Source organism: Paenibacillus sp. EKM301P, assembly GCF_011800295.1.
Taxonomy (GTDB): domain Bacteria; phylum Bacillota; class Bacilli; order Paenibacillales; family Paenibacillaceae; genus Paenibacillus; species Paenibacillus polymyxa.
Window position 1 is genome coordinate 405,205 of the sequence record NZ_JAALFM010000004.1, and the last position, 22,531, is coordinate 427,735.

20 protein-coding genes are annotated in these 22,531 nt (G+C 45.4%); all 20 read left to right on the plus strand.

Annotated features, from left to right (window positions below; translation table 11 throughout):
- Positions 1-10 precede the first annotated feature (10 nt).
- The 20 genes from dapG to rny all read left to right on the plus strand — a co-directional run bounded on the left by dapG (position 11) and on the right by rny (position 22,523).
- Complete coding sequence (dapG, locus tag HFD99_RS13340) at positions 11-1,228, plus strand: aspartate kinase (RefSeq protein WP_016820992.1); 1,218 nt, start codon at positions 11-13, stop codon at positions 1,226-1,228.
- 42 nt (positions 1,229-1,270) lie between these two features.
- Positions 1,271-2,152 carry a 4-hydroxy-tetrahydrodipicolinate synthase gene (gene dapA / locus HFD99_RS13345; RefSeq protein ID WP_016820993.1) on the plus strand — a complete coding sequence of 294 codons (882 nt, stop codon included), beginning with the start codon at positions 1,271-1,273 and terminating at the stop codon, positions 2,150-2,152.
- Positions 2,153-2,498: 346 nt separating this feature from the next.
- Entirely contained in the window at positions 2,499-4,178 is a 1,680-nt protein-coding gene (locus HFD99_RS13350; protein WP_013370737.1) for a ribonuclease J, read from the plus strand.
- Between the two features lie 229 nt (positions 4,179-4,407).
- The gene (locus tag HFD99_RS13355; RefSeq protein ID WP_016820994.1) at positions 4,408-5,256 is read left to right on the plus strand and encodes a ClpP family protease; all 849 of its coding nucleotides are present in this window, start codon (positions 4,408-4,410) and stop codon (positions 5,254-5,256) included.
- Positions 5,253-5,465: a YlzJ-like family protein gene (locus tag HFD99_RS13360; RefSeq protein WP_016820995.1), complete on the plus strand. Its 213-nt coding sequence runs from the start codon at positions 5,253-5,255 to the stop codon at positions 5,463-5,465. Before HFD99_RS13355 ends, HFD99_RS13360 begins: the two co-directional genes overlap by 4 nt.
- Before the next feature lie 103 nt (positions 5,466-5,568).
- Entirely contained in the window at positions 5,569-8,250 is a 2,682-nt protein-coding gene (locus tag HFD99_RS13365; RefSeq protein ID WP_123797105.1) for an FtsK/SpoIIIE family DNA translocase, read from the plus strand.
- Between the two features lie 225 nt (positions 8,251-8,475).
- Positions 8,476-9,327, plus strand: coding sequence for a spore cortex-lytic enzyme (sleB, locus tag HFD99_RS13370; protein WP_017427950.1), 852 nt, complete (start codon positions 8,476-8,478; stop codon positions 9,325-9,327).
- A 160-nt stretch (positions 9,328-9,487) separates the two neighbouring features.
- Positions 9,488-10,768, plus strand: coding sequence for an EF-P 5-aminopentanol modification-associated protein YfmF (gene yfmF / locus HFD99_RS13375; protein ID WP_016820998.1), 1,281 nt, complete (start codon positions 9,488-9,490; stop codon positions 10,766-10,768).
- Between the two features lie 2 nt (positions 10,769-10,770).
- Positions 10,771-12,051, plus strand: a complete 1,281-nt coding sequence (yfmH, locus tag HFD99_RS13380; RefSeq protein WP_016820999.1) for an EF-P 5-aminopentanol modification-associated protein YfmH — start codon at positions 10,771-10,773, stop codon at positions 12,049-12,051.
- A 20-nt stretch (positions 12,052-12,071) separates the two neighbouring features.
- Positions 12,072-12,839 (plus strand): elongation factor P 5-aminopentanone reductase, encoded by a 768-nt coding sequence (gene ymfI, locus HFD99_RS13385; protein WP_016821000.1) that lies wholly within the window; start codon positions 12,072-12,074, stop codon positions 12,837-12,839.
- 102 nt (positions 12,840-12,941) lie between these two features.
- The gene (locus HFD99_RS13390) at positions 12,942-13,196 is read left to right on the plus strand and encodes a DUF3243 domain-containing protein (RefSeq protein ID WP_016821001.1); all 255 of its coding nucleotides are present in this window, start codon (positions 12,942-12,944) and stop codon (positions 13,194-13,196) included.
- Between the two features lie 229 nt (positions 13,197-13,425).
- Positions 13,426-14,199, plus strand: coding sequence for a DUF3388 domain-containing protein (locus HFD99_RS13395; RefSeq protein ID WP_013370747.1), 774 nt, complete (start codon positions 13,426-13,428; stop codon positions 14,197-14,199).
- A gap of 30 nt (positions 14,200-14,229) precedes the next feature.
- Positions 14,230-15,324: a helix-turn-helix domain-containing protein gene (locus tag HFD99_RS13400; RefSeq protein WP_123797106.1), complete on the plus strand. Its 1,095-nt coding sequence runs from the start codon at positions 14,230-14,232 to the stop codon at positions 15,322-15,324.
- Positions 15,325-15,408: 84 nt separating this feature from the next.
- Positions 15,409-15,573: a hypothetical protein gene (locus tag HFD99_RS13405; RefSeq protein ID WP_013370749.1), complete on the plus strand. Its 165-nt coding sequence runs from the start codon at positions 15,409-15,411 to the stop codon at positions 15,571-15,573.
- 145 nt (positions 15,574-15,718) lie between these two features.
- Positions 15,719-16,210, plus strand: coding sequence for a YajQ family cyclic di-GMP-binding protein (locus HFD99_RS13410; protein WP_013370750.1), 492 nt, complete (start codon positions 15,719-15,721; stop codon positions 16,208-16,210).
- Between the two features lie 209 nt (positions 16,211-16,419).
- Entirely contained in the window at positions 16,420-17,007 is a 588-nt protein-coding gene (pgsA, locus tag HFD99_RS13415; RefSeq protein ID WP_016821003.1) for a CDP-diacylglycerol--glycerol-3-phosphate 3-phosphatidyltransferase, read from the plus strand.
- Positions 17,008-17,102: 95 nt separating this feature from the next.
- Positions 17,103-18,371 (plus strand): competence/damage-inducible protein A, encoded by a 1,269-nt coding sequence (locus HFD99_RS13420; RefSeq protein ID WP_016821004.1) that lies wholly within the window; start codon positions 17,103-17,105, stop codon positions 18,369-18,371.
- Between the two features lie 225 nt (positions 18,372-18,596).
- Complete coding sequence (gene recA, locus HFD99_RS13425; RefSeq protein WP_025364668.1) at positions 18,597-19,658, plus strand: recombinase RecA; 1,062 nt, start codon at positions 18,597-18,599, stop codon at positions 19,656-19,658.
- Positions 19,659-19,867: 209 nt separating this feature from the next.
- Positions 19,868-20,617 (plus strand): regulatory protein RecX, encoded by a 750-nt coding sequence (locus tag HFD99_RS13430; protein ID WP_123797107.1) that lies wholly within the window; start codon positions 19,868-19,870, stop codon positions 20,615-20,617.
- Positions 20,618-20,978: 361 nt separating this feature from the next.
- Entirely contained in the window at positions 20,979-22,523 is a 1,545-nt protein-coding gene (rny, locus tag HFD99_RS13435; protein ID WP_013309958.1) for a ribonuclease Y, read from the plus strand.
- Positions 22,524-22,531: the final 8 nt, after the last annotated feature.

A 22,531-nucleotide genomic window follows, 5' to 3' on the forward strand; every position in this document is an offset into this window, starting at 1 on the left:
GGGAAAAATAATGGGTATTTTGGTGCAAAAATTTGGGGGAACCTCGCTGTCCACACCTGAAGCGCGTCAACTTGTGCTGGCACATGTGAAGCGGGAGCTGGAGCAAAATCTTCGATTGGTTGTTGTTGTGTCGGCCATGGGGAGAAAAGGAGAGCCCTATGCAACGGACACGCTGCTGGATTGGGCGGCGTCTAACGGTGACAGTCTTCCTAAGCGCGAGCGGGATTTACTGCTGTGCTGTGGTGAAATCATTTCTGCCGCTACGTTATGCAGCCTGATGGAGAAGGAAGGTATTCCTGCTACGGTGCTGACTGGAGCACAGGCAGGCTTTATTACGGATGATCAATATGGCAATGCTCGCATTTTGGATATCAAGCCAGACCGGATTGTGGAAGAGCTGAACCAAGGCAGAGTTGTCATTGTGACAGGTTTTCAGGGACAAACTGCTGATGGTGATATGACTACCCTTGGTCGGGGAGGCAGCGATACGTCAGCTACGGCGCTGGGGGCTGCTCTACATGCAGATATGGTGGATATTTATACAGATGTGAATGGTATATTAACCGCTGATCCGCGTATTGTGGAAAATGCGAAGCCGCTTGCACATGTTAGCTATACAGAAATTTGTAATATGGCTCATCAGGGAGCCAAGGTGATCCATCCTCGTGCTGTTGAAATCGCCATGCAGGCGAATATTCCGGTACGGGTTCGCTCAACCTTCTCCGAAGGAGAGGGGACGTTGGTTACCCACCCAGAAGGCTTTAAAGACGTGCAGGCAGATATCGTAGACCGTTTCGTGACCGGTATTGCGTATGTCGGCAATGTTACTCAAATTACTGTTGAATTAAAGTCAGGTTTGGAGCACTTGCAATTACAAGTGTTCAAATCTATGGCTGAACATGGAATCAGCGTTGATTTTATTAACGTAACTCCATCAGGGGCGGTTTATACCGTATTTGATAATGATGGAAGCAAAGCGGTTGAAGTACTTAACGGTTTAGGACTAGAGCCTAAGATACTGGCCGGATGTGCTAAAGTTTCGGTCATAGGCGGTGGTATCAACGGGGTACCAGGTATTATGGCGACAATTGTGGAGGCATTGACAGAATCAGACGTACAGATCCTTCAATCGGCAGATTCCAACACCACGATCTGGGTACTTGTTAAAAAGGAAGATATGGTGCAGGCTGTACGCGCATTGCATAATAAATTTGAACTCCATCAATAGGCGCATTGTCCGTGCTCGGACTTGCAAAAAAAAGGAGGCAGCATGGTGAACTTCGGCAGATTGATTACCGCAATGGTGACACCTTTTGATCAGCAAGGAGAGATTGACTGGACTGCATTGTCCTCGTTGATTGATTACTTAATAGAAGAACAGCATTCAGAGTCACTTGTTGTATCTGGAACAACAGGGGAGTCTCCTACCCTGAGCGATGATGAAAAAATTAAGTTGTTTGCATTTGTTGTAGAAAAAGCAGCTGGGCGATGTAAAATTATTGCCGGGACGGGAAGCAATAATACACGTCATTCCATCCATCTCACCCGTGCTGCGGAGCAGGCGGGAGCAGACGGTGTGCTGCTGGTAGTGCCATATTATAATAAACCGAATCAGGAAGGGATGTATCAGCATTTCAAAAGTATTGCAAACTCCACATCCCTTCCAGCTATACTGTATAATGTTCCAAGCCGTACCGGAGCCAGCCTAACAGCTGAAACGACACTGCGACTTGCACAAATTCCGAACATTGTAGGAACCAAAGAATGTGCATCACTTGCACAGGTCACACAGATTGCAGCGTCAGCACCAGAAGGCTTTCTGGTTTATTCCGGGGATGATGCATCCGGACTGCCAGCCATGGCTGTAGGTGCTTATGGCATTATCAGCGTAGCGAGCCACGTGGTAGGTGCAGAAATGAAGCGGATGTTGGATTCATTTGTAGGGGGACGCGCGCAGGAGGCAGCCAAACTACATCAGCAGTTGTTCCCAATTTTTAAGGGCATGTTCGGCTGTCCTCATCCTCTACCTAATCCGGTGGCTGTAAAGTATGCATTAGAATTACGAGGGATTAAGGTAGGTTCAGTTCGGTTGCCGCTTATTCCTCCTACCGAAGATGAAGCGAAGTTTATTAAGAATTTATTTACCCGCTAAAAAGAAATAGCTGTAAGATGTTTATAAATATAAGGAGTACCCTTGTTAAGGGCAGTCGGTAGGTGCAACACCGACTCGGTTATTGTCTGACAAGGTCCTCTGGCATGAAGGGGCGTTCTTATAGAACGTCCTTTTTGCTATGCTGTTAATCAGGTATGTAGATAAAATGACACTTACTTATGGTTTGGGAAGGCAATGGGAAACCTAGCGTAACGAACAGGATGACTTGTTTTTTCGTATTTTAATCATGTATAATGGGGTCAAGTGACTGGGTGCGGTATTTTTTTGAAAATTAAATAACAAATCAAGGTACGACGTCCAACTACCATAGGAGGTTTAGATTCATTTGTCTAAAAAAACAAACAACGATAAATTGATGATTTTCGCTTTGGGCGGCGTCGGTGAAATCGGGAAAAATATGTATGTCGTTCAATACGGCAATGACATTGTCGTGGTGGATTCCGGTCTGAAATTTCCGGAAGAGGACATGCTTGGCATCGATATCGTTATTCCTGATATTTCCTACCTTACAGAGAACCGCGACAAAGTAAGAGGCATTGTGCTGACTCATGGTCACGAGGACCATATTGGCGGTTTGCCTTACGTGCTGAAACATTTGAATGTACCTGTATATGGTACCAAATTGACGCTGGGACTGGTGGAAAACAAGCTGAAGGAAGCGAATCTGCTTGGTGAAACCAAACGTATTTTGATCAATGCTGATTCCGAAATCAAACTGGGCTCCACATTGAAAGTAACATTCTTCAAAACCAACCATAGTATTCCTGATTCAGTAGGTGTTTGCATTGATACTCCTGAAGGCGCTGTTGTTCATACAGGAGACTTCAAATTTGATCATACTCCGGTGAACGGACAATATGCAGATTTGCAGCGTATGGCTGAGATTGGCACACGTGGCGTATTGGCTTTATTGTCAGACAGTACCAATGCCGAAAAACCGGGCTTTACACCTTCGGAAAAGAGCGTTGGCATTGTGTTGGAAGATATTTTCCGCAAGTCGAGACAGCGTGTGGTCGTAGCCACTTTTGCTTCGAACGTACATCGTATTCAGCAGGTCATTAATGCTGCTGAGGCAACCGGACGCAAAGTAACGGTGATTGGTCGCAGCATGGTTAATGTCGTAGGTATTGCTTCTGATTTGGGCTACTTGGAAATTCCAGATGGAATGCTGATTGAGCCTGAAGAAGTGGGCAAAATGTCAGCGGATCGCGTAGTTATTCTCTGCACAGGTAGTCAAGGTGAACCGATGTCCGCTTTGACAAGAATGGCTCGTTCTACGCATCGTAAGGTAGATATTCTTCCAGGGGACTCAGTGATCATCGCAGCTACTCCGGTACCAGGTAATGAAAAATATGTTGGACGCACTATTGATGAGCTGTTCCGTCTGGGTGCCAATGTATACTACAGCGCAGCTAATCCTGGTATCCACGTTTCTGGACACGGCAGCCAGGAAGAACTCAAGCTGATGCTGAATCTGATGAAACCAAAATTCTTCTTGCCAATTCACGGCGAGTTCAGAATGCAACGTCGTCACGCTCTTCTGGCTGAAGGAGTAGGTATCGAGCCTGAAAATATCTTTATCACGGATATCGGTGAAGTCATTGAAATTCAGAATGGCGGAGCACGCAGAGCTGGTAAAGTTACAGCAGGTAACGTACTGATCGATGGACTAGGTGTAGGAGATGTAGGAAATATCGTGTTGCGCGACCGCAAATTGTTGTCACAGGACGGTATTTTGGTAGTGGTTGTCACACTGAGCAAGCAAGATGGCACGATTAAGTCAGGCCCAGATATCATTTCCCGTGGTTTCGTGTATGTTCGTGAATCAGAAGGTTTGCTAGATGAAGCAAATCGTATTGTTTCAAGTACACTGCATAAGCTCATGAGTGAAAATGTAAATGAATGGGCTTCCCTGAAGACAAATGTCAAGGATGCACTAGGTCGCTTCTTGTATGAGCAAACTCGTCGCAGACCGATGATTCTGCCAATTATAATGGAAGTGTGATTCGATTGAAATATGTTCAAAAACTTGAATTAAAAACTTAAGTCACAGGCACACAGTCGCCTCTCTTCCCGCAGGAAATATTGGACGGTTTCCGCGGAAAGAGAGGCTTTTTTTGATTTTAGGGTCGAGGAAAGGCATGGAGATAGGTATAAAATATTCCATTTCCATCCCATACTATAGGGTGAAGACGGGGCACATAGATGCGTATAGCGAAAGGAAGATCACCCATATGGAACATTACAGCAATTTATCTTCTGGCAACGAGGAAACGGAAGCGCCAGAACAACCAGAGGTTGGACAAAGACCCGTTTTACCTGCTATGGAGGCTTTACAGCAGCTGGGTCAAACCTCCATGCCCGGAAGCGAGTCCAATATTTTTTGTATGACGATTATCGGTCAGATTGAAGGACACCTCATCTTACCGCCTCAAAACAAAACAACAAAATATGAGCATATTATTCCGCAGTTGGTAGCGGCAGAGCAAAACCCACGTATCGAAGGATTAATGATTTTGCTGAATACAGTTGGTGGTGATGTAGAGGCAGGACTGGCTATTGCAGAAATGATCGCATCGATGAGTAAACCAACAGTGACCATTGTTATAGGAGGTGGACATAGCATCGGTGTGCCGATTGCTGTATCTTCTACGTATTCTTATATTGCCGAGAGTGCGACGATGACCATTCATCCAATTCGTATGAGCGGCCTGGTCATCGGAGTCCCACAGACTTTTGAATATATGGAAAAAATGCAGGAGCGTGTCGTCCGCTTCGTCGTTTCTCATTCTCGCATTACAGAAGAGCGGTTTAAGGAACTGATGTTCAAAACTGGTGAATTAAACCGCGACATTGGTACAGCGGTCGGAGGAATTGATGCAGTAAAATACGGTTTGATGGATGCGGTTGGTGGTATAGGAGAGGCGCTGAAACAGTTGAATACCATCATTGAGACGCGCCGTCAGCAGAACGGCATGATAGGGACTCCACAGCAGCCCCCTTATGCACCTTTTTCGCCCAATGCCACAGGCACCCCTACAGGAACCCTTTCAAGTGAGCACAGCAAGGAGCTGCCCCAATGACACTATATACTGTAATGCCAATGGAATTGGTGTGGGAAGGTATGTGGAAGGAGGCAGAGGAGCTTGTAGAGGTCCGGGTAGATGGTCTGCTTATGCAGGTACAGCCGCTTGAAAGTCGTCGGGGGATCATAGTAAGGCTCTTGGACTGTCCATTAAATGCCTACCTCAATCCTCGTTATGGACCAGGTCAGATCATTGAGTGGTCATAGAAGCTGTCGAATAGTACAGAAATAGGTCATTTGCTGCTGAAAAAGAACATATGTGCGGATAGCGAGTGACGTGGTATAATATTCTTCTGGGGGGTGACCTTGTATGTCCAGAAGAAGAAAAAGAAAAAAGAAAGCCATATTTGGTGGAGTTTTAAAATATGAAATTTACGGCATTGTGCTGATTACATTGGCGGTCATTGCGTTATCGGGTGAAGCGGCAGTTGGTCGGTCGCTATCCAAGATGTTTGGGCTTGTACTGGGGAAATTCTATTTTGTGATTCCCCTGATTGGCATTTATTATGGTCTGATGGTGATGATTCACCGCAAGTGGCCGAACCAGTGGAACTCACGGAAGACGGGTTTGCTGTTGTTGGTATTTGCCTTTACACTTATGAGTTCTATTTCATCTATGGAACAGCGTTTGGGACCGATTAACGCGCTTCAGCCGGGCGGAGTGATGAGCCAGATACATATAGATATGCGTGAGCAGTTGCTGTCGCCTGATCAGCAAGGCCATACCTCGATGCTGAATAAGGATATTAGCGGGGGCTACGTTGGCGCATTACAGCTTACCGTTCTGTTGTGGCTGTTTGGTCTCACAGGAGCTAAGCTGATCATGATTGTCATGTTCGTCATTTGTTTTATGCTGATGACCCAGCTGTCTTATGTGGATTTAGTGCGGATTGTAAAGACCAAGCTACTGACAGCCGGGGGAAGCGTGCGGAAAAAATGGACTGGTAAAGCCACTCCGCTTTCTGCATCTAGCAAAGGCAGTGGAAATAGAAAACCCAAATCTGAGCCTATTCCTGCCTATGAAGAGGATATGGATGATGATTTTGATGAAATGCAGCCTCCAGCACGTAAGCAGCCAATTTTCTTTCAGTTGTTTGGCCTTAAAAATACAGATAAGGCGGACAAGGAAGAGCAAACTGCACATGCGGATGAAGATGAACATGATCTTCTATATGATGCTGGTGACGTGCAGCCTCAGTGGAGAAATGGCAATCAGGGAGAAGAGCTGTCTGACGTAATCGAACACGCTGAGCAGGAAGCCTCAATTCCGGTAAAAAGATCGCCAATCATTAGGGACTTCTTCGAACAAGTGAAAAATGAGGAAAAAAGATCAGAGGCTGAACTTGAAGACTCCCTGACAGGTGGAGTGCGGAACGATTCCATTGATGAACCTCTGGATAGTAATTTTATGGATGCCGATGCGAATACGAATATAAATATAATTGATTCGGCAACGATCCATGGGAAATCAGAAGAAGCTCAGGAACTGGCTCAGACGATTGCTAATGGATTGACAGGCGAAGAAGCTGAAGGAAACAATGTAGCTATTCCAGCTCCACCACCGCCTAAGCCGTACAAGCTTCCATCGTTCCGTTTGCTTGCCAAACCGCAAAATGCAGGCAAAGGTATGGGACAAAAGGATTACATGCAAACAGCACGCAAGCTGGAGGCCACGCTGGAAAGCTTCGGTGTTCGGGCGAAAGTGCTGGAGGTTGTACGTGGTCCAGCCGTCACACGCTATGAAATCCAGCCGGACATTGGCGTGAAGGTTAGCCGGATTGTAAGTCTGACGGATGACATTGCACTTGCGCTTGCTGCAAAGGATATCCGTATGGAGGCACCTATTCCCGGCAAGTCCGCCATAGGAATAGAAGTTCCGAATAATGAAGTTTCTATCGTAACCATGCGTGAGGTAATGGAAACGACAGTTTTCCAGGAATCAGTTTCCAATTTGTCGATTGCATTTGGCCGTGATATTGCAGGACAAACGATTGTTGGTAATTTAGCTAAGATGCCCCATCTGCTTGTAGCTGGAGCTACGGGTTCGGGTAAATCGGTGTGTATCAATGGGATTATCACGAGTATTTTGTACAAAGCGAAGCCAGATGAGGTGAAATTTCTGATGGTTGATCCCAAGATGGTGGAGTTGAACGTGTACAACGGAATCCCCCATTTATTGGCTCCGGTCGTGACTGATCCCAAGCGTGCTTCACTGGCATTGAAGAAAATCGTAGTTGAAATGGAAAAAAGATATGAGCTGTTTTCCAAATCAGGCACCCGTAATATTGAGGGCTACAACAATTTGATGAAGGATAACCCGGATGCATTTCTGCCTTACATTGTCGTTATTGTGGACGAGCTGGCAGATTTAATGATGGTTGCTGCAGGAGATGTGGAGGATGCGATTGCGCGACTTGCCCAAATGGCGCGTGCAGCAGGCATCCATCTGATTATTGCAACACAAAGACCTTCGGTTGATGTAATTACAGGGGTTATTAAAGCCAATATTCCTTCACGTATTGCTTTCGGCGTTTCTTCGCAGGTGGATTCCCGCACCATACTGGATATGGGCGGTGCTGAGAAACTGCTTGGACGTGGTGACATGCTGTTCATGCCGATGGGGGCTTCCAAACCAGTCCGCGTTCAGGGAGCGTTTATGAGTGATCAGGAAGTGGAAAACATTGTTAACTATGTGCGTGAACAGGGTGAAGCTCAGTATGATGAAACGCTTGTGCCTGAGGTGGAAGAGGTATCCACTGATGCGGATGAAATGCTGGATGAGCTGTATGATCAGGCTGTCAACATCATTTTGGAGGCTAAACAAGCTTCCGTTTCGCTCCTTCAGCGCCGTATGCGGATCGGTTATACACGTGCTGCCCGACTGATTGACTCCATGGAAGCCCGCGGTGTCATCGGTCCTTACGAGGGAAGTAAGCCCCGTGAGGTACTTATCTCAATGGAACAATATCAGCAAAATAAAGTTAGCTCCTGAGCATTATCTTTTATCAGCATTCCATTTAAACGCTGTTTGTACGCATGATGAGTTGTTAAATATGACAACTCCATGCACGCAAATAGCGTTTTTTTGTGATGTTTTTTTGAGGTGTGGAACTGCCTGCTCAAAGAAGATTAAAAGGGTGAATAGCTTCTAGCGGAGCTTGTCATAATAAACGTAGCCATCCTGTTAATCCCACAAAAGAAAGGTAGAGCGCAGCATATGAAAAAAACAATGGTCTGGATTTGCACGGGTATCCTCGCAGCCTCGGCTATTACGTACACAGGACTTTTTAAAAACGACTCTGTACAGCAGCGAGTAGAGTCGCCAAGCACGCAGCAGAAAGTAACAGCGGCGCAGCCTGTTCAGCCGACATTCAGTTCAGAAGCGGTTGATTTTGGCTCTTATGGCCAGGATGTATATGAACTGCAATCACGATTGAAGCTGCTGGGTTTTTTTGGCGGAAAAGTGGACAGCCATTTTGGCAGCAGTACACTAAAGGCTGTAAAGGGTTTTCAAAAGGAGTTTGGTATCAGACCCGATGGAGTGGTTGGTGCGAAAACCAAATTAAAGCTGGTGAATGCTACTCCACACTGGAAGCCGACGGAAACGCCTATGCATCGTAATAATCAAGGTTCTGATCAGGGACAGGCAGCGAACAAAAACGATAAATCTGATCAAAATGAGGAAACGATGGGATCAGCCAACACCATGGGACTGTCTGAAAACGATCTTAAAATCATGGCCAATGCGGTCTATGGTGAATCCCGTGGTGAGCCGTTTGAAGGACAAGTTGCCGTGGCGGCTGTTATTTTGAACAGGGTCAAGTCGCCAAGTTTTCCAAATACACCGTCTGGGGTAATCTTTCAGCCGGGGGCTTTCACTGCTGTAGCAGACGGCCAAATCTGGCTCACGCCGAATGAGACTGCACAAAAGGCGGTACGTCAAGCCCTGAACGGCTGGGACCCAAGCGGAGGATGTCTATATTATTTTAACCCTAAAACAGCTACCTCCAAATGGATTTGGAGCCGTCCGCAGGTGAAAACCATCGGGGAACATATTTTCTGCATGTAAAACGCCGAAGCAGCCGGGAGCTTGTCTCCGGTTGCTTCTTGGCTTTTGCATGGTTAGAATAAAGATTGGTACACTTTACCTCTTTACAGGAAAAAGATGTACAGTAGCTATTGCTAATCAAAGGCTAGACGCAAATTGACGTCACAAAGGAGTTTTGGACTTGAACAAAACAGGTTTCGAGCGTGGCACACGCAGACAACTAAGGATTCATGTACTGCCCACCAAGCGCTTTAAGACGTTTGCCATATCGTTGTATGTGGGTACTCCGCTACGTGAGGAAACTGTAACTCGTGTAGGACTGGTGCCTTTCGTTCTGCGACGGGGTACAGAATCGTATCCGCAGACTACACAGTTTAGAGAGCAGTTAGAACAATTGTATGGTGCGGGTTTTGGATTCGATGTATATAAACGTGGAGATTATCAGATCGTGCAATTTCGCATGGATACAATTAATGACAACTTTGTAAGCAGTCCGGATAGTTTGCTGGATCGTTCGTTTTCTTTCCTTGGAGAGGTTCTGACGAAGCCTGCATTGGAAAACGGTGCATTTCAAACGGGATATGTACAGCAGGAACGAGAAAATGTTCGTAAGAAGCTGGAATCTATAGTTAACGATAAAATACGTTATGCTGGGGAGCGCTGCATGGAGGAGATGTGCAAAGATGAGCCTTATCGTCTGCATCCTCTTGGTCAACGATCAGATCTGGACAGCATAAATGCACAAAATTTGTATGAGGCTTATGGAGACTGGCTGAATAATGCCAGCATGGATTTATACGTCGTGGGAGATACCACGCTGGAAGAAGTTGAAAAGTTTGTGGATCGCTATTTTCAATTAAACCGCTCGACGGAAACGGGATATGTACCTGAACAGCCCAAATCGGTAGAACGTGATGTTCAAACTATAGTAGAGCGTCTTGATGTAAACCAAGGCAAGCTCAACATGGGGCTACGAACCCCTATTACGTATGGCGATGAACGTTATGCTTCTGCATTAATGTACAATGGCGTTCTGGGTGGGTATCCGCATTCAAAGCTGTTTGTCAATGTGAGGGAGAAGGAGAGTTTGGCGTATTACGCTTCGTCACGCTATGACGGGCATAAAGGCATTGGCACAATACAATCCGGTATCGAAATTCCTAATTATGAAAAAGCGGTTACTATTATCCGCAAGCAACTGGAAGATACACAAAATGGAGCAATTACCGAGCTAGAAATGACCCAAACGCAGGCAATGATACGCAACTTGCTAAAGGAAATGCAGGACTCCGCTTTTGAGATGATTGCCTATGATTTTAACAGACAGCTTTCCGGCAAAGAGCGGACGGTAGAGGAGCTGCTGAGCCAGGTGGAGGCAGTCAAGGTGCAGGATGTTCAGGATGCCGCCCGGACGTTCCGACTGGACACTATTTATTTCTTGAGAGACCAGAAGGGGGAATAGCGTTGGAGCATATATCGTATGAGCACTTGCAGGAGACGCTGTACTATGAAGTAATGGATAATGGCTTGCACGTTTATGTGTTGCCCAAACCGGGCTTTCAGAAGACGTATGCCACATTTGCAACTAAATATGGCTCGGTTGATAATCATTTCCGGGTAGAAGGTCAAGAGCCCGTCAAGGTGCCGGATGGCATAGCTCATTTTTTGGAGCATAAAATGTTTGAAGAGCCCGAAGGCGATATTTTTGCTACCTTTTCCTCTAATGGAGCATCGGCGAACGCATTTACGAGCTTTGATCAGACCGTATATCTGTTTTCGGCAACCGAACGCATTCAAGAGAATTTGACCACACTAGTCAATTTTGTTCAGCATCCTTACTTTACAGATGAAAATGTGGAGAAGGAAAAAGGCATTATAGGCCAGGAAATCAATATGTATGAAGATAACCCCGACTGGCGGAGTTACTTTGGTCTGATTGAGGCATTGTACAAGGTCCATCCGGTGCATATTGATATAGCAGGTACTATTCAATCCATCAGTACGATTACGAAGGAAACATTGTACAGTTGCTATGAAGCTTTTTACCATCCAAGTAATATGATTCTTTTTGTAGTAGGTGGAGTGGATCCAGCCGAAGTAATCGAATTGGTACGTAATAATCAGGCGAAAAAAGACTATAAGCCGCAGGGGGAGATCGAGCGGATTTTCGATGATGAACCCACAACGGTTGCAGAGCCGCGTCATGAGGTAAAGCTGGCTGTTTCTTTGCCAAAGTTGCTGTTTGGATTCAAGGAGGCTGAAGTAGGTTTAACGGGAGAAGCTTTGCTACGTCATGATCTGGAAACTAAGCTGATGCTTGATCTCTTGTTTGGTTCCAGTACACAGCTATATCAGAAGCTCTACGATGAGGACCTGATTTCGGACAGTTTTGGCCATGAGTACAATAGTACGCAACAGTATGCATTTTCTGCGATCGGCGGGGATACCAAAGACCCTGATCGGCTGTTGGCTAGGATACGAGAAGAGGTAGAGTCTATTCAGAAGCAGGGGTTTGCAGCAGAACATTTTGAACGAGCGCGCAAAAAGAAGATCGGCGGTTATCTACGCACTCTCAATTCTCCCGAAAATATTGCGCATGAGTTTACAAGACATCGCTTCCGGGGCAGTGATTTTTTTCAATTGCTTCCGGTTTATGAAAGTATCACGCTTGAGGATGTAAACCGTCGTCTGAAAGATCATATAAAGTGGGATCAAATGGCAATATCGCTGGTGGTGAGTCCGTAATGTCCAGGGAGAGGGAACCGATGACCACCGAGGGCGGAGAGTTAAAGGCTATTGGCGATACGACTGTGCTGATTACAGGAGCAAGTGGTGGAATTGGTGCGGCTATTGCCGAGCGTTTTGCAGCAGTAGGGATGAATGTGGTCATTCACTACATGAAGTCCCATGAAAAAGCAAATGAAGTTGCCCGTCGTTGCATGACTTATTCAGGCAAGGTAATGACTGTTTCAGCCGATCTGCGGAGTAAGGAGCAGATTGAACGTATGCGGGAAAAGCTGGATAATCACGGAATGAAGCCAGATATTCTAGTGAATAATGCTGGATTATCTCATTATGGGCTGCTTTCAGATGTATCGGAAGAGGAATGGGACGAAGTGATGGCCGTGAATGTTAAGGGAACTTTTTTGTGTACGCAGGTTTTTATGCCGCATATGATTTCCCAACGCTATGGCCGCATTGTGAATGTTTCGTCTGTGTGGGGCATATGTGGAGCTTCGTGCGAGGTATTGTACTCCACTACCAAGGGAGGCATTAACGCTTTCACTAAAGCACTGGCTCAAGAGGTTGCGCCTTCTGGCGTAACAGTGAATGCTGTGGCTCCAGGGGCGGTAGACACATCGATGTTGGATCATTTGGATGCAGGCGAAATTAACAGTTTGGAAGAAGAAATCCCTGCCGGACGATTGGCACGGCCTGATGAAATATCGTCCCTGGTTTATTTTCTTGCGCTTCCTGAGTCAGGTTATATTAATGGCCAGGTCATAAGTCCTAACGGAGGATGGGTGACGTAAGGAAAACAGCGCTTGGAGGAATCCACCAGTATAGTAAGCGTCTGTGAAGAGCATATTACAACTGTTGATTTTAAATCTGAATCATCTAAGGAGGATTTAAGTATGTCAACAGTTGTTCAGAATTTTGATGTTTGGAAAAAGTTCCTTGGTCAGCGTGTAGAGCAAGCAGAGAAGCTGGGAATCAGTCAAGATACCATTGCGGAGCTTGCTTACGAAATCGGTGATTTTCTGGATGAGAAGGTCGATCCAGCCAACCATTCCAACCGCGCACTGAAAGAACTGTGGGGAGTTGCCGATGAGGACGAACGTCACACCATCGCCCGGCTAATGGTTAAATTAGCTAAGAGCAACGCATAAGTAGGAACCAACATGAAAAGCTCCCTTTTGGGGGGCTTTTCTGTAATGGTTACAGAGCTGTTCTTGTAATTCCATTGTAATTTATATATCATAAACGTGATTGAGGCTTACAACACACTGTAGCCTATCGAATTTCAATAATTGGGTTTTGTCGAATGATGCTATCTTATGATACAATAAGGCTTTGATTTGGCATTGTTGACGGTTTGAATGTGAATGAGGTGCTAACGTGACGGAAGAGACAAAACAGTGGTACATGGAATACAAGATACATAAAAATCGACCCGGACTGCTGGGGGACATTGCTTCCATGCTTGGTATTCTGGGGGTTAATATACTGACGATTAACGGTGTTGAAGGCGAAAGACGGGGGATGCTTCTCGAAACAGACGATGACGAGAAAATACGCATTCTCGGAGATACGTTGAAAAAAGCCAGCAACATTACAGTCACGGCCTTACGTGCTCCGAGACTGGTCGATATATTGGCAGTAAGACACGGCCGTTACATCGATCGGGATTCGGATGATCGTAAAACTTTCCGTTTTACACGTGATGAGCTTGGGTTGCTGGTCGATTTTTTGGGTGAAGTATTAAAGAGGGATGGCAATCAGGTAATCGGTCTTCGCGGAATGCCGCGTGTTGGTAAAACGGAATCCATTATTGCCAGTAGTGTATGTGCAATGAAGCGTTGGACTTTTGTGTCGTCGACGTTATTACGACAGACGGTACGCAGTCAGCTTTCTGAGGAAGAAATGAATCCCAACAATGTGTTTATTATTGACGGCATTGTGAGTACCATTCGATCCAATGAAAGACATTATCACCTGCTTCAGGAAATTATGAGCATGCCAAGTACCAAAGTGATTGAGCATCCTGATGTATTTGTGCGTGAATCGGGATACAGCTTTGACGATTTCAATATCATTATTGAACTTCGCAATAATCCGGCTGAGGAAATTATTTATGATACCTTTACAGCCAGTTATACAGAAGATCTTTAAATAAGTGTAATTACACAAGGAGATGATGACATGTCAGAACTGGGTCAGCAATTAAAGGAGGCCCGGCTGCAAAAAGGATTGAGCCTTGACGATGTTCAGGAAATGACGAAGATACGCAAACGTTATCTGGAAGCCATTGAGACGGGCGATTACAAAGTGCTGCCGGGAAGCTTTTATGTCAGAGCTTTTATTAAAACATACGCCGAAACGGTTGGGTTGAATCCCGATGAGCTTCTGGAAGGGCACCAAAGCAATGTGCCTGAACCTGAACCGGAAGCAGTCATGGAGCCTGTTACACAAAAACGCTCCAGCCGTCCCGCGACGATTGGCAATCTTAAATGGTTGCCTACAGCGTTAATGTGGCTTTTTCTAGTTCTCATTGTTGGGGTTATTTATGCTTATTGGGTGAGTAACAACCATTCCACTCCAAAAACAGCAGAAAATACAACGCCGATTACAACACCAAGTACACCAAGTACAACACCTAACACAACGCCAAGTACGACACCAAACACGTCTACTCCAAATACAACTACGACACCGAATAATGGTCAGACAACGGCACCAAATGGTGCTGGCGGGCAGACCCCTGATACGGGAAAAACCGGGGAAACCCAGCCAGGTGGTACGGGAACTACAGATGCGACTACTCCAAATCCTGGTCAGCAGCCGGATACGACTACGCCAGCGCAGGGAGTAACTGTGGCTCAGGATGGTAAGCAAGGCAAGACGACGATCTTCAAAGTCTCCAGTGCAACGGGGGCCACGGTCAAGGTTGATATTAAAGCAACGGGCGAAAGCTGGCTTGAGGTGTACAAGGGACAAAATTCCCGTGGAGAAAAGCTGAGCTATGGTATGACTAAAAGTGGAGATGCCATGTCTTTCGATATCGGTCCTGAAGGCTTATATATCAAATCAGGACGGTCTTCTGCCACGGATATTTCCGTCGCCGGCCAACCGATAACCGATAATAAATCGACGACCCGGGTGTTGATACAGCAAGGGGAAGCTTCTTCCACTGGAGCGAGTACTGGGGTGACGGGTTCAACGGATACGACGACAAATGGTAGTACGGATACTACACAAAGTGGGACAGATTCTAGTACAACTACTGATGGTGAATAAACGCCTTGTTGCGGGGAAATACTAATGACTGTAATTCTTGGAAAGTCAGTCATTTCATTTTCCGCAAAGTGAGGTGTATACGTTATGACCGTCAGCTGGATTGTGACTGGGCTCGGGATTATTGTCAGTTTACTGGGCTATTATCTAACACCGAATGCATGGGGCTATGGCATATTAGGCTTTGGTCTTGCTCACATTGTGCTTGGAATTTTGGATATGTTTAGAAATCCAACACGAAGTCACTATTAGAAATGTTAAACTGTAATTGTAAATAAAGGCGTTTTTGTCGGGGAACTGGCAAGAACGCCTTTTTAGTGAACGGATTATTGGATTTTTGTAAATGACTAGCCTATAATTAGATATTGAACTTTGTTGTGGAAAGGAAAGTGAAACGATGGCTTCAGAAAATTCATTTGATATCGTCTCCAAAATGGATATGCAGGAGTTAACAAATGCGGTTCATCAGACGGAGCGTGAAATTGAAACAAGATTTGATTTCAAGGGGAGCAAAAGTAGCCTCAAGCTTGAGAAAGATGCTCTTACGATTGCATCGGAAGATGAATACAAGCTGAATGCGGTGATTGATATTTTGCAATCTAAAATGGTCAAACGAGGTTTATCCCTTAAAAATGTGGAATTTGGAAAATTGGAACCAGCCTCTTTAGGTTCAGTGCGTCAGCGTCTTTCTCTTAAGCAGGGAATTGATCAGGATAACGCCAAAAAAATTAATATCCTTATTCGGGATTCCAAGCTAAAAGTGAAAAGTCAGATTCAAGGTGATCAAATTCGAGTGACTGGAAAAAATAGGGATGACCTACAGGCCATTATTCAATTGCTGCGGAAAGCTGATCTGCCGTTGGAGCTTCAATTTACAAACATGAAATAAGCCGTTTTCTCTCATAGATTTTGTAGGACTAAACGTTGCTTGATGTGCAGCAGGTTATTTTGACATGCGTTTTGCGCCATATTATACTTGTAACGAAAATGCAGACATTAAGGTGTATAACGCTCGTCGAAAGCGATTTTACATAGGATTGATTTCAATCCGAAAGCTGCCATTTGTAATCAAGTACGATAATCAGGGGAGAGTGTGTTGTGAATTTACCCAACAGAATTACAATAACGCGGATTTGCCTTATCCCGGTGATGATGCTGGCTTTGCTGGTGGATTTTGATTTTTATCCGCCACCGATTGAGATCGGTGCTTTCAAGCTGCCGTATAATCAGCTGATTGCGGCTATTATTTTTCTTGTAGCAGCCAGCACAGACGGCCTTGACGGATATTTGGCTCGTAAAAATAATATGGTCACCAATTTGGGCAAGCTGTTGGACCCCCTTGCTGATAAGCTGTTGGTAACTGCTATTTTGGTTTCTTTGGTAGAAATGGGAAAAATTGATTCATGGGTTGTCGTTGTGATTGTCAGTCGTGAGTTTGCGGTTACGGGTCTAAGACAGATCGCTTTATTGGATGGCTCTGTGGTTGCTGCAAGCAATTGGGGGAAATTAAAGACGATCATCCAGATCGTTGCTATTGTAGCACTGCTCATTAATAATTTCCCGTTTGTTTTTCTGGGTATTCCGTTTGATTTAATAGCGATATGGGCAGCTGTGTTAATCACCATTTATTCGGGTATTGATTACTTTGTAAAGAATATCCATTTGCTGAGCTCCTCTAAAGTGTAACAGGATAAATCTTATGGAAACAGCAATAGGGACTTAACTTATTGCTGTTTCTTTACATAATTCCCACAATATATGCATCATAGGAGGACGAATTGATGAAAGCTGAAATCATTGCAGTAGGAACAGAGTTATTACTTGGACAAATAGTAAATACAAATGCCCAATATTTATCACAAGAGCTAGCTACAATCGGAATTGATGTATATTTTCAGACTGTAGTTGGCGATAACATGGATCGACTTCAGGAAGCGGTACGACTTGCTCAGAAGCGTGCGGATATTATTTTGTTTTCTGGTGGGCTGGGACCAACTCAGGACGATTTGACAAAAGATGCGATAGCGGCTGTATTGGGGCGGAAATTGCAGATAGATCGTCTTGCCATGGACAAGCTAGATCAGTTTTTCCGGAACCGCGGGGTAGAAATGACCGAGAATAACCGCCGGCAGGCGCTTTCTATTGAAGGAGCCACTCCGCTTGAAAATGAGACAGGTTTAGCTATAGGGGATGCAATTGCACAGGACGGTAAATTTTATGTGGTTTTGCCCGGACCGCCTAAGGAGCTTAAACCTATGTTTGCAAATCATGCCAAACCATGGTTGCTTCAGCAGGCATTGAGCGGTGAGGAGATGCCGATTTATTCGAAAATGCTAAAATTTGCAGGGATCGGTGAGTCAGCTCTTGAAACTCGCTTGCTAGATCTGATCCAATCCCAGACGGACCCCACGATTGCTCCTTATGCCAAGGAAGGGGAAGTTACGATCCGTATATCCACCAAGGCGGCCAGTGAGAGTGAAGCTTTAATTAAGCTGACTGCCACGGAAGTACAAATTCAACAACGTCTTTCCGAATATATGTATGCAAGTGAAGATGTTACGCTGGAGAAGGTGATTGTAGATTTAATGGCCAAACGCGGACTCACTGTGAGTGCGGCGGAAAGCTGTACAGGCGGTATGCTGATGGAACACATCACTTCTATACCTGGCAGTGCTGTTATGTTTCAAGGTGGAATCGTGTGTTATTCCAATGAAATGAAGATGAAATTGCTCAATGTGCCCTATGATTATTTGGAAGGCGACCATGCGCCAGGCGCAGTGAGTAAGGAAGTAGCCCTTGTGCTTGCAGAGCAGGCAAGAATGATTATGGACAGTGATTTCGGACTTTCCGTTACTGGTGTAGCTGGGCCAGGATATTCCGAGCGAAAGCCAGTCGGTCTGGTGTATATTGGTATTGCTCAGCGTGACAAGGAAACGGAGGTATATGAGCTAAATTTAAGCGGTAACCGTGAGACCATCCGTTTGCGATCCGTCAAAGCTATCTTGTACAGATTGTGGCGTCGATTGGTAGAGAACGAGAAACTCTCTTAATTATCGATGAGTTGTTTTAGATAGATATTCATGATATAATCTTCTTATCGGAAGAACCGTTGCAAAGCTTTTTGCCAGCGGTTCTTTTTTCGTTTTATGAGAAAGGTTTAATTATAGAAGAGAGCTGCGGGAAATAAAAAAACGAATGTATGTTCGAAAAAATGCTTGGCAAGCGTGTCAAAACAAGGTATTATTAAAGTACAAACAATGAAGGATGTGAGTTTATTGTCAGATCGTCGTGCTGCGCTGGATATGGCGCTCCGTCAAATAGAAAAGCAATTTGGTAAAGGTTCCATTATGAAGTTGGGTGAGTCTACTCACATGCAAGTGGAAACAATCCCCAGTGGTTCGATTGCTTTGGATATTGCGTTAGGAACGGGCGGCTTTCCAAGAGGCCGGATTATTGAAGTATATGGACCGGAATCATCCGGTAAAACGACAGTAGCTCTTCATGCTATCGCAGAGGTGCAAAAAACAGGCGGACAAGCCGCCTTTATCGATGCCGAGCATGCGCTTGATCCGTCGTATGCGAGCAAGCTGGGTGTCAATATTGATGAGTTGTTACTATCGCAACCAGATACAGGTGAGCAGGCATTGGAGATTGCCGAAGCTCTTGTGCGTAGTGGGGCAGTGGATATTATCGTCATAGACTCTGTAGCGGCACTTGTACCGAAGGCAGAGATTGAAGGCGAAATGGGAGATTCCCATGTCGGTCTTCAAGCGCGTTTGATGTCACAGGCATTACGTAAGCTGTCTGGAGCCATTAATAAATCGAAAACCATTGCTATCTTTATCAACCAGCTCCGTGAAAAAGTAGGTGTTATGTTCGGTAACCCTGAAACTACACCAGGTGGACGTGCTTTGAAGTTTTACTCTACGGTACGTTTGGATGTTCGTCGTATCGAAAGCTTGAAAATGGGTAACGACATCGTGGGTAACCGCACACGTATTAAAGTCGTGAAGAACAAAGTTGCGCCTCCTTTCCGTCAGGCCGAAGTGGATATTATGTACGGTGAGGGTATTTCCAAAGAAGGAAGCTTGATTGACATCGGTACGGAGCATGACATTGTCGACAAGAGCGGAGCTTGGTATTCCTACGAAGGCGAGCGCCTTGGTCAGGGACGTGAGAATGCAAAGCAATTTTTGAAGGAAAATCCGAACATTGCTAGTACGATCGAGCAAAAAATCCGGGTGGCCAGTAATTTGATTACAACAATTGCTCCACCGACAGAAGAAGAGTTGGCGCAGGAGGCCAAGGAAGAACAGGAATTGCTGGAGCTTGAATAAGCTTGCCTGAGACTTCGCTTTTGATCTGTCATGTGAACTGTAGCCGGGGATTATGGTACAGTCTGTTTGAATAGCATAATTCTGATGCCCTGCACAGTTGTGCAGGGTATTTTTGCATCAAATAAAGTCTGCTTTGTCAGCAGAATCTAACTTTTGCGTAGCAGGTGATCGTAGGCTGCTTTCGTGAATTTCAAAGTGAGGGAAACATAGTGCAGTTGGACGATAAAGATGAATACACTTCGGAAGAAGATAAACAGCAAGGGATTTCTCTTTTTCCAGATCATGAGGAATTGATGATTACTAGAGTGGAGCAGGGGCAGAGACGCAACCGTGGAAGATACATCATTCATTTTGGTCCATATTCACTGTCTGTATTGGAAGATGTAATGATCAAGTACAACATGTTCAAAGGAACGTCATTCGTCAAAAAAGAACTAGAAGATATCGTTCTGGCAGATGAAAAACAACAGGCTTATGTACATGCGCTGCGCTATTTGGGGCAAAAGCCTCGTACACGTCAGGAAATTGCCCAGCGTTTAGCGCAAAAGGAAGTGGATCAGACTGTTATTGATGAGATATTGGTGCGATTGCAACGGGAGAAGCTTGTAGATGATGATTTATACGCCCGTCAGTGGGCAAGACAGCGTATAACAAGCCAACGTAAGGGTAAGATGTGGATCAGACAAGAACTTCGTCAGAAGGGCATCTCTAAAGCCTCTATCGGGGAAGCATTAGGTGAGATCACTGACAATGAGGAGTGGGAGAGTGCATTGTCGATTGGACGTAAGAAATGGAATCAGGTACGTGGTGATATAATGGATAAAAAAAGGAAAACATTTCCGTTTCTTATGAGACGCGGATATTCGGGGGATATGACACGCCGCGTGGTCAATCATCTCAGTGCGGCTGAGCGAGACGAAGCTTTCGATGACGAGGAATTACTGCATTGGGAGGAATAAGTTGCAAAACGGTAGCTGAACTTCTGGCTAGATGAGCTGATTATGATATGGACAGCTGCACGGTAGTCTACTAATGTTTGCATTCCCTTGACAATGCCATTTGTCAAATAATAAAATATATATGAAACGATATTTGTGGAGTGCCCTTTTTCCTTCCAAAAAAGCGGAATCCACGGTAAAGTTCTCATCGCCAAATAACAAGTGATGCCGCTATGCCAGGCGGAATTGTACGTGTGAAAGCATGTGCATATGAAATGAAGCGACCTTGAGTCGTTATCTTAGTTTGACGATCAAAGTAAATGTGACAATTTCAAAAAGTCCCAAGGAATGCCTTGGAGGAACCAACGGGGAGGTGAACAGTATGATGACTGCGATCTGGTTCGTTCTCGTTGCTGTAGCCGCGTTATTCTTTGGGTTCGGGATTGGTTATTTTATTCGCAAATCTATTGCAGAAGCTAAGATCTCCAGTGCGGAAGAAGCTGCCGCGCAAATCGTGGAGAACGCGAAAAAAGAGGCAGAAGCGCTGAAGAAGGAAACGGTATTGGAAGCGAAAGATGAAATTCATCGCATCCGTGCCGAAGCTGAAAAAGAAACTCGTGAACGTCGCAATGAAATTCAACGACAGGAACGAAGATTGCTGCAAAAAGAAGAATCGCTGGATAAAAAATTGGAATCGCTGGAACGCAAAGAAGAACAAGTGGCCAACAAAGAGAAACGAATCGATGAAACCCAGCAGCAAATTGATTTGATTTACAAGAGCCAGGTAACTGAGTTGGAGCGTATTTCTAATCTTACGATGGAGGATGCAAGAAGTATTATTCTGACCAACGTAGAGCAGGAAGTTCGTCATGAAACAGCTCAGATGATTAAGGAAATTGAACAGCAGGCCAAAGAAGAAGCGGATAAAAAGTCCCGTGAAATCATCACACTGGCCATCCAACGCTGTGCGGCAGATCATGTAGCAGAAACGACGGTTTCTGTTGTGACATTGCCGAACGAAGAAATGAAAGGCCGGATTATCGGACGCGAAGGCCGTAACATTCGTGCACTTGAAACCCTTACTGGAATCGACCTCATTATTGATGATACGCCGGAAGCTGTTATATTGTCCGGATTTGATCCGATTCGTAGAGAGATTGCGCGTACTGCTCTTGAGAAGCTCGTAGCGGACGGACGGATACATCCGGCTCGTATTGAAGAGATGGTGGAAAAATCCCGTAAAGAGGTGGACGAACGAATCCGTGAGTATGGTGAACAGGCCACCTTTGAAGTGGGTGTGCATAGCTTGCATCCGGATTTGATCAAGATCTTGGGACGTCTCAAGTTCCGTACGAGTTACGGACAGAACGTATTGAAGCACTCGATGGAAGTTGCATACTTGACAGGTCTAATGGCCGGGGAACTGGGCGAGGACGTTGTACTGGCAAGACGGGCAGGCTTGCTGCATGACATCGGGAAGGCGCTGGATCACGAAGTGGAAGGATCACACGTTGAAATTGGCGTGGAACTGGCGAAGAAGTACAAGGAACACCCGGTCGTTATCAACAGCATTGCTTCACATCACGGCGACTGCGAAGCGACTTCAGTGATCGCCATGCTGGTTGGAGCGGCAGATGCTCTGTCAGCAGCAAGACCGGGAGCGCGGCGTGAAACGCTAGAGACGTACATCCGTCGTCTTGAGAAGCTCGAACGCATCTCCGAATCTTTTGAAGGCGTTGAGAAATCATACGCAATTCAAGCCGGACGCGAAGTTCGTGTCATGGTACAGCCAGAGAAAATTGATGATGCGGAAGCATTCCGACTGGCCCGCGATATTACGAAAACGATTGAGAATGAACTGGATTATCCAGGGCATATTAAGGTTACCGTTATTCGCGAGACCCGTGCGGTAGAATACGCAAAATAAAAGCATTT

Coding starts and splice junctions, on each gene's coding strand:
- dapG (WP_016820992.1), top strand. CDS start 11: ATGGGTATTTTGGTGCAAAAATTTGGGGGAACCTCGCTGTCCACACCT.
- dapA (WP_016820993.1), top strand. CDS start 1,271: ATGGTGAACTTCGGCAGATTGATTACCGCAATGGTGACACCTTTTGAT.
- HFD99_RS13355 (WP_016820994.1), top strand. CDS start 4,408: ATGGAACATTACAGCAATTTATCTTCTGGCAACGAGGAAACGGAAGCG.
- HFD99_RS13360 (WP_016820995.1), top strand. CDS start 5,253: ATGACACTATATACTGTAATGCCAATGGAATTGGTGTGGGAAGGTATG.
- HFD99_RS13365 (WP_123797105.1), top strand. CDS start 5,569: ATGTCCAGAAGAAGAAAAAGAAAAAAGAAAGCCATATTTGGTGGAGTT.
- sleB (WP_017427950.1), top strand. CDS start 8,476: ATGAAAAAAACAATGGTCTGGATTTGCACGGGTATCCTCGCAGCCTCG.
- ymfI (WP_016821000.1), top strand. CDS start 12,072: ATGACCACCGAGGGCGGAGAGTTAAAGGCTATTGGCGATACGACTGTG.
- HFD99_RS13390 (WP_016821001.1), top strand. CDS start 12,942: ATGTCAACAGTTGTTCAGAATTTTGATGTTTGGAAAAAGTTCCTTGGT.
- HFD99_RS13400 (WP_123797106.1), top strand. CDS start 14,230: ATGTCAGAACTGGGTCAGCAATTAAAGGAGGCCCGGCTGCAAAAAGGA.
- HFD99_RS13405 (WP_013370749.1), top strand. CDS start 15,409: ATGACCGTCAGCTGGATTGTGACTGGGCTCGGGATTATTGTCAGTTTA.
- HFD99_RS13410 (WP_013370750.1), top strand. CDS start 15,719: ATGGCTTCAGAAAATTCATTTGATATCGTCTCCAAAATGGATATGCAG.
- HFD99_RS13420 (WP_016821004.1), top strand. CDS start 17,103: ATGAAAGCTGAAATCATTGCAGTAGGAACAGAGTTATTACTTGGACAA.
- rny (WP_013309958.1), top strand. CDS start 20,979: ATGATGACTGCGATCTGGTTCGTTCTCGTTGCTGTAGCCGCGTTATTC.